5 protein-coding genes are annotated in these 6,546 nt (G+C 71.5%); 2 read left to right on the top strand and 3 right to left on the bottom strand.

Going from position 1 to position 6,546, the window contains the following annotated elements:
- The first annotated feature begins 1,357 nt into the window (after positions 1 to 1,357).
- On the top strand, positions 1,358 to 1,774 hold the full coding sequence (locus IE98_RS0141130; RefSeq protein ID WP_030277803.1) for a hypothetical protein: 417 nt from the start codon (positions 1,358 to 1,360) through the stop codon (positions 1,772 to 1,774).
- A 220-nt stretch (positions 1,775 to 1,994) separates the two neighbouring features.
- Positions 1,995 to 2,468 (top strand): PH domain-containing protein, encoded by a 474-nt coding sequence (locus IE98_RS0141135; RefSeq protein ID WP_030277809.1) that lies wholly within the window; start codon positions 1,995 to 1,997, stop codon positions 2,466 to 2,468.
- A gap of 150 nt (positions 2,469 to 2,618) precedes the next feature.
- Here IE98_RS0141135 and IE98_RS0141140 read toward each other — a convergent pair whose 3' ends face one another.
- From IE98_RS0141140 to IE98_RS0141155, 3 genes are all read right to left on the bottom strand, one after another.
- Positions 2,619 to 3,419, bottom strand: a complete 801-nt coding sequence (locus tag IE98_RS0141140; protein WP_159401256.1) for a hypothetical protein — start codon at positions 3,417 to 3,419, stop codon at positions 2,619 to 2,621.
- Positions 3,420 to 3,791: 372 nt separating this feature from the next.
- Entirely contained in the window at positions 3,792 to 4,439 is a 648-nt protein-coding gene (locus IE98_RS0141150; protein ID WP_030277811.1) for a hypothetical protein, read from the bottom strand.
- 1,109 nt (positions 4,440 to 5,548) lie between these two features.
- Entirely contained in the window at positions 5,549 to 6,421 is an 873-nt protein-coding gene (locus IE98_RS0141155; RefSeq protein WP_030277812.1) for an IS3 family transposase, read from the bottom strand.
- Positions 6,422 to 6,546: the final 125 nt, after the last annotated feature.

Raw genomic sequence — 6,546 nt, forward strand, 5'->3', positions numbered from 1 at the left:
GCCAACGCCCCCGCCAACGCGTCAGCAAAAGCAACCGAACCCCACCCCGACACGAACAACCACAGCACAGGAAGAACACACGAACTACCCATAGAACGCGGCCACACCCTCCTCCAGGTACTCCTGCCAGCCCACGCGGACAACGGGTCCACCCCAGCCGTACCCCGTCGAAACGTCCGGCCGTTCCTTCCCCAACGCGTCCTCGACCTCGGAGGGACTCATCCCGAACCGCAACGGCCCCACCCCCACCAATGGATCGAGCACCCACCGCAACCGCTCCCCCGGCTCCTTCATCCACCAGCCCACCACAACCCCCTAGGCTCGCCCACCCGGCCGCATCCGCCAGTGATCTTGCGCGCGAGGCCAGCCAGCACCCCCGACAACCGCGGCCCGGGGACAAGGCCGGGCAAGGTGCCGGGCCACCTGCAGACAGTGCACGACCGCGGCACCCGACCTCGGGCTCACCCTGTCCGGTCGGCCCCGGCCCCGGCCCCGGGCCCGGCCCGGGGATGAGACGATCGGCTCGGCTCCCGGGGTTTCCATTGCCTTCCCAGGATCCACCTTGCGTTCCCGACCCCGGCACACCATCAGCACGCTTCCCCGCACCACCGAGCCCGGGCAGTGGCCGGGTCCTGGCGCAAGCAGCGGCGCAGCAGGGGCGGTCTGTCTCCGCAGCCGGCCGCCCCGAGGATTCGGCGGCCGCGGCCGCGGCGCCCGGGTGCGGGCCGGACGCCGAGCCGCGGGGCACAGCCGGATGTCGCCCGCGGTGGGGTGACGGGGCGGCGCCCGGTTCAACAACCGGCACCCGGCCGAGGACACCCGGCTCCGCCGGGATGCTGCAGCCGGTGAGCAGCTGGGCGCCGAGTCAGAGGCTGCGCCAGTGCCCGGGCTGGATGTGGCCGGCCTGCCACGCGTTCACCGCGGCATTGCGGACGACCGCGGGCAGGTCGCCGCCGGTCTCGGCGAGCATGTCCGGTACGGAGGCCGGGTTCGCCGCCGGCTCCGGATGGCCGACCGGCGTCGGCGCCTGCCCTGCACCGCGCTGTGTGCTGCTGGGCCCGGCTTGTGGGCCGCCGGCTCGACACAGGACGCTGGCCTGTCGCGTCGTTGGTTGGGGCGGCCGGTGTGTACGGTCGGCCGCCCCGATGGGCGGTGTCCTGTCGGCCCGGCGCGTCGGGGTGTACGTGCCGGACGGGGGGCAGGGCCTCGTCGCGCGCCCTGGTCGGGGCGCTCGTCCGGGTTCAACGACGCAAGTCCCGCATGGACACGAGGACGGCGCCGCGGTAGGCCGGCACTGGTCGGCGCCCGGCGGCGCAAACCTCTGGGAGGCGTCAGCCGCAGGTGCCAGGATGCCCGGATGAACGACGATGCCGCCCCCAGCAAGGCCGAGCAGGTCCGCCTCTACCTCGAAACCCTGCAGGCCCGCATGGACCCCGACCAGTTCCGGGTCCTGCGCCACCTCGTCAGCCGCTCCCTCCCCGTCCTCGCCGCACCCGACGGGGAGGGCCACCTCGACCTCGACGACGAGAACAAGGCCCACCTCACCCCGGAGGTCACCAACGAACTCCTCGTCGCCCTGGCCATCGCCACCACCGGCACCATGGAGCACCACGTCGTCGACCTCGGCGACGGCGCGGCAACCGTCATGGACGCCGACACCGCCAGCGACCCCGAAGCCGTCCAGGAGATGCGCGACTGGGCCGCACAACAACGCCGCGAACGGGAGCACACCGACGCCGTCCTGCGCGGCATCGCCGACACCTCCAACACCTGATCCCGCCGGCCGCCCAGGTGCGCGGAGCGAGGGCCGTCTGCCTGTCGGCTCGGCGTGTCCCGGCGGAGGTGAAGGCGACGGTGCGGTGCCAGCGGTGGAGTTCGTCGATCTGCAGCAGGAGCGCGCGGCGGGGGGCGAGCGGGCCGAGGCTGACGCTGCCTGATCTTCGAGTGCAGACTATGGTCTTCAAGCTGGTCGAACGCGCAGAGAGGACAGCAGCATGATCCAGCCAGCGGCTGAGCCGGTCACGTTCCGCAGCCTTGGTCAAAGGAGCGTGCTGTTCTTGGTCGGTGCGATCTTCGGTGTGATCGGGGCAGGGATCCTGGTCACTGACCACTCGATCCCCGGCATTCTGATCGGTGCCGTCGTGGCAGGGGTGGGAGGAGTCCTGGCATGCAGGGGACCGCGGACAGGCGTCCGGGCGGACAGCCGCGGGATCGCCCATCGCGCTCTCGAACGCACCAGGCTCATCCCGTGGTGCCAGATCAGCAGTATCACCACCGGGCAGGCCAATGGCAGCTCGCCGCTGCCCACCGACACGGCGACACTGGCCTTGCGCGACGGCAGCACCCACGTCCTGACCGGGATGGCCACATCCACGCTCGCCCGGCGGTCGACATCAGCCGCTGATGACCGCGGCCAGGAGCTACGAACCCGGCATGCGCTGCATCGAGAAGCGTGCGCGAGTTGCTGAAACTGTACGGAGACCACACCCGGGTCGACCTCACCGACCCGGTGGCACTCGCGGCCGATATCACCCCGAGCGCCGCCGCCAACCTGGCCCCTGGCCGCAAGGTCTGGGCACCGTCAAGGCCGCCCAGACCCACGCCTACCCGACCTGAGCTCACGCCGGCTTCAGCTGCTCCTTGAACACGGAGAAGTCCACGACCTGGTCGGCCGGCGGCACCTCGACGGTGAACGGCTTGTCGAACGCGCCGAAATCCATGCCACCGGGATCGCCCTCGGTCGTCTCCATGCGGATCAGGTAGGGCGTACCCTCGGTCGCCACATGCAGGACGAGCTTCTTGCCGTCGCTCACGCTGGTCAGGCTGATGGTCTTGACACCATTGGTCCTGCCGGCGATGCCTTTGGAGACCTGGTCCTCCCCGGTGTCCTCGAACATGCCCTTGATGACGTTGCACATGGCCGCGGACTCGGGCATCTGCTGGTCGTCGAACCCGGTCAGGAAGCGGTCCTTGAAGAGGCTTGCGGCGCGCGCGGCCTGCTGCGGGCTGGCACCGCCCTTCTCGAGCTGCTTTCGCCAGGTCGCCTCGTCCGCCCTGATCCAGCCCTTGCCCCCGGTGCGCCGGATCTCGAGCGCGCCCGTGGCGGACCCCGAGACCGTTCCGGTGCAGTTACCCCGCTTGTCCGAGGATAGGTGCATCGTGATCCGCTGCCCGTCCAGGCTGATGCTGCCGTCCACCCGCACCGAGCTGAGCGCCGCCATCGCGGAGTGCGTCTTGGCCGCTATCTCGTCGGCGCTGAGCAAGTCGAGCACCACGGGCGACGCCGAACTCGCTGCGGGCGCGGCAGCGGTGCGGGCCGCGGCACCGCTGCCGCCGCCACCATCGCCCCCGCACGCGGTCGCACCAGCGGCAAGAACCGCACACAGGACGGAGGCAGCGACAGATCGCTTGGAGAACATCTGAATCCCTTTTCGACGAAGCACGAGCGGGGAACAGTATCGGGCCGCGGAGTGACACACCGTCCGTCAGGGCCGAACAGGCCGTCAGGTCGTCAGGTCGTGCGGACGAATCCCGATTCGCAGGCGGTGACAAACGGCCTGGGTGCGGGTGGGCCACCGACAGACCTCATCGGAGGCGAAGGCCGCGTTCCTGACTGAACGGACGCGCTGCGAGCTGTGCGGGAGATCGCGATGCAGGCCGAGCGCACCGTCCGGGTGGAGATCGAGGACAGCGGCCTGGTCCACCTCCTGGTCCTCATCGACCGCCCGGAGCCGGGCACCCCCGCGCATGCCCAGCCACTGCGCTGACGCGGCCCCGGCGGCCGGAGGTGCCTACCGGCGGGCGCTGCCGCCGGCGACCTCCAGCTCCCGCAGCTCAGCCTCGGCGCGCCGCTGGTCGGCGACCGCGTCGATCCCGAAGTCCACCGCTCGCATGTAGGCGGCGACCCGGCGCCGGGCGAGGTCGAGAAGCTGCTCGCGGGGCCACGGTTCGCCGCGGCCGGCCGCCTGCCCGGAGCGCCCGTTGTCGTCCGTGACCTCCGCCATGGCGCGCATCGCCGCCCCCACCGCGGCCAGGTCCGACAGCTGTCCGCTGCGCCACGCCAGGTACTCCTGCCGCACATAGCCGAGGGGATTGTCCCCACCGTCCCACTCGGGCGCGTCCGGGCCCAGCAGGCCCCGGCCGGAACCGTCGCGGCGGTCCAGCTCCCTCAACTGATTCGCGAAATCCGCCGGGTCCCGGGGAGGCCGTCCCCCGGGCCGGATCGGGACACTGCCGGCCGGCGGCGCGGGCCTGCGCAGCGCGGCACGATCCTGCTGGGCGGCGTAGCGCAGCATCCACTCCCGGCCGCGTTCCTGCGGGGTGCGGTCCTCGGCGCGAACGAGGTTCATCAGCGCCAGCATCTCGACCTCGTCGTCCGGGGCGTCCGCGTAGGCCTCTTCCGCGGTGGGGGCGGCCGGGCCGGCGATGTGGTTCGGCATCTGGCGGTTGCTCCTCGATGATCGGGGCGCTGCGGCCGGGGCGGCCCACGCGGAACGGCCGGGCGAGGCGCCGCCTGCATCCTGCAGACGGGTCCCGCGGCCCTGAACTTCATTCTCGGCGCGCCGGGTTCCCGGCGGGGCCGGTGCACCGGATCTGACGGGATCTCACTGCACGGTGGCGGCGCGGAGCGAACCTGTAGGGGGTCGGGTTCGGGGCGGCCGGCCCTCACACCGCTGCCCGGCTGCTCGGGTGCCGGTGCCCAGCACGGTGGTCTGGGCGGTCGGCTGCGGCACGCGGAACGTTCAGGGGCGGCCCCAGGTCCTACAGGCGGGCTCGTGCCAGGTGGTGCGGACAACCGTGCCGCCGTGGGCGATGTGCTCGCTCGACCAAGTTCTGCAGCATCCGCCGGCCAGCCGGGCCGGGGCCGGTGGCGCCATGGCACGTGTGCCGGTTGCAGGCACGAGTGCGGCCGGACGGCGGCGAGGGACGCCACGGAGGTCATCGACACGATCGACGCGCTACTTGAGACGTCAACACACCAGCCGCCCTCTACTCCTCCTCCAGCGACCGCCCCGGACCTTGCCTCCACCGCGACCGAGACCGCCTGGCGGGCACAGCCCGCCACGCCACACCCCCGACCGTGCTCGACACTCCCCCAACTCTCCCCTCGGCCAGCATCGTGCCGGCCCGGCGAAAGCCCCCACCACCCGACGCCCAAGAGGGGTCCGATCCGAGCACTGGGCCCGCGAAGCCGCGGGCGGCCAGGCCCGGCGCCGTGAGACGCAGCGCGCTGGGAGGTGCCACCCTAATCGGACTGCAGCTGGTCGCCTTCGCTTCCTGGTCCGTGCGCTGGACGATCCTCGTCGCCCTTGCCGCAGCTGCGATTCTTGCCTTTGGGCTAAAGGTTGACGAGCCCACTCCCGAAGAACAGGAAGACATCAGCGGAGTCATCGTCTCCCTGGGAGTGACCGCAGTCCCTGCCTGCTGCTCCTGATCGTCTCACCGATGCCATGGTGGGGTGTGCTGATCCTCAGCGGGGTGATGGGTCCCATCCTGCTGGCAATGCAGTGAGCTTGCTCCGCTTTGACGGACACCCTCGTTGTGGTGGTCAGGCCGCGAGGACGGCCTCGTAGTCGGCGGGGCTGCGGTAGCCGAGGCTGCTGTGCAGTCTGCGTATGTTGTACCAGCCCTCGACCCACTCGAAGATCGCTGTGCGGGCTGCCGCGCGGCTGGGCCACGGCCGGTCCTCGATCAGCTCCCGCTTGAGCGTGGCGAAGAACGACTCCGCGAGGGCGTTGTCCCAGCACTGGCCGGTGCGACCGACTGACAGACGGACTCCGAACTCGCTTGCCAGTATGGCGAATTCACGGCTGGTGTACTGGCAGCCGCGGTCCGAGTGGAAGATCACCGGACCGTCGGGACGCCGGCTGCGGCAGGCGGCCCGCAGGGCGTCGGCGACGAGCTCGGTCCGCAGGTGGTCGGCCGTGGCCCAGCCGACCACGCGGCGCGAGGCGATGTCGATGACGGTGGCCAGGTAGAGCCAGCCCTCACCGGTCGGGATGTAGGTGATGTCGCCGCACCAGCGCACGTCGAGGCCGGTCGGGTCGGGCTGGAAGTCGCGCAGGACCAGGTCCGGCCGTGCGACGGCGTTCGGGTCCGGGATCGTGGTGCGGTGGCGCCGCCTGCGGCGCCGGCCCTGCAGCCCTGCCTCGCGCATCAGGCGGGCGACCCTGCGGCGGCCGCAGCCGTCACCGTCCCGGCGGAGCACGGCGTGGATGCGTGGGGCGCCGTAGCTGCCCCGCGACGTCTCGTGGACCTCGGTGATCTTCTCCGTCAGCTCGGCGTCGCGGACCGCGCGGGGACCGGGCGCGCCATTGCGGCGGGCGTAGAAGGCGGCACGGGAGACCTTGAGCAGTTCACACGCCCGCTTGACGCTGTGACCTGCCTGCTTCTCCGCCTCGATGAACGGGTGCACCGTCACCGGGTCTCCTTCGCGAAGAAAGCCGTGGTGCACTCAACCCGTCAGCGCAACAGGGGCTCCAGCCTATCGGCCGGCGTGTCGAAGTCGAGGGTCTTCCGGGGCCGCGTGTTCAACTTCACGGCGAT

The organism is Streptomyces sp. NRRL B-24484, from assembly GCF_000717715.1.
Lineage (GTDB): Bacteria > Actinomycetota > Actinomycetes > Streptomycetales > Streptomycetaceae > Kitasatospora.

Coding starts and splice junctions, on each gene's coding strand:
- IE98_RS0141140 (WP_159401256.1), bottom strand. CDS start 3,419: ATGTTCTCCAAGCGATCTGTCGCTGCCTCCGTCCTGTGTGCGGTTCTT.
- IE98_RS0141130 (WP_030277803.1), top strand. CDS start 1,358: ATGAACGACGATGCCGCCCCCAGCAAGGCCGAGCAGGTCCGCCTCTAC.
- IE98_RS0141135 (WP_030277809.1), top strand. CDS start 1,995: ATGATCCAGCCAGCGGCTGAGCCGGTCACGTTCCGCAGCCTTGGTCAA.
- IE98_RS0141150 (WP_030277811.1), bottom strand. CDS start 4,439: ATGCCGAACCACATCGCCGGCCCGGCCGCCCCCACCGCGGAAGAGGCC.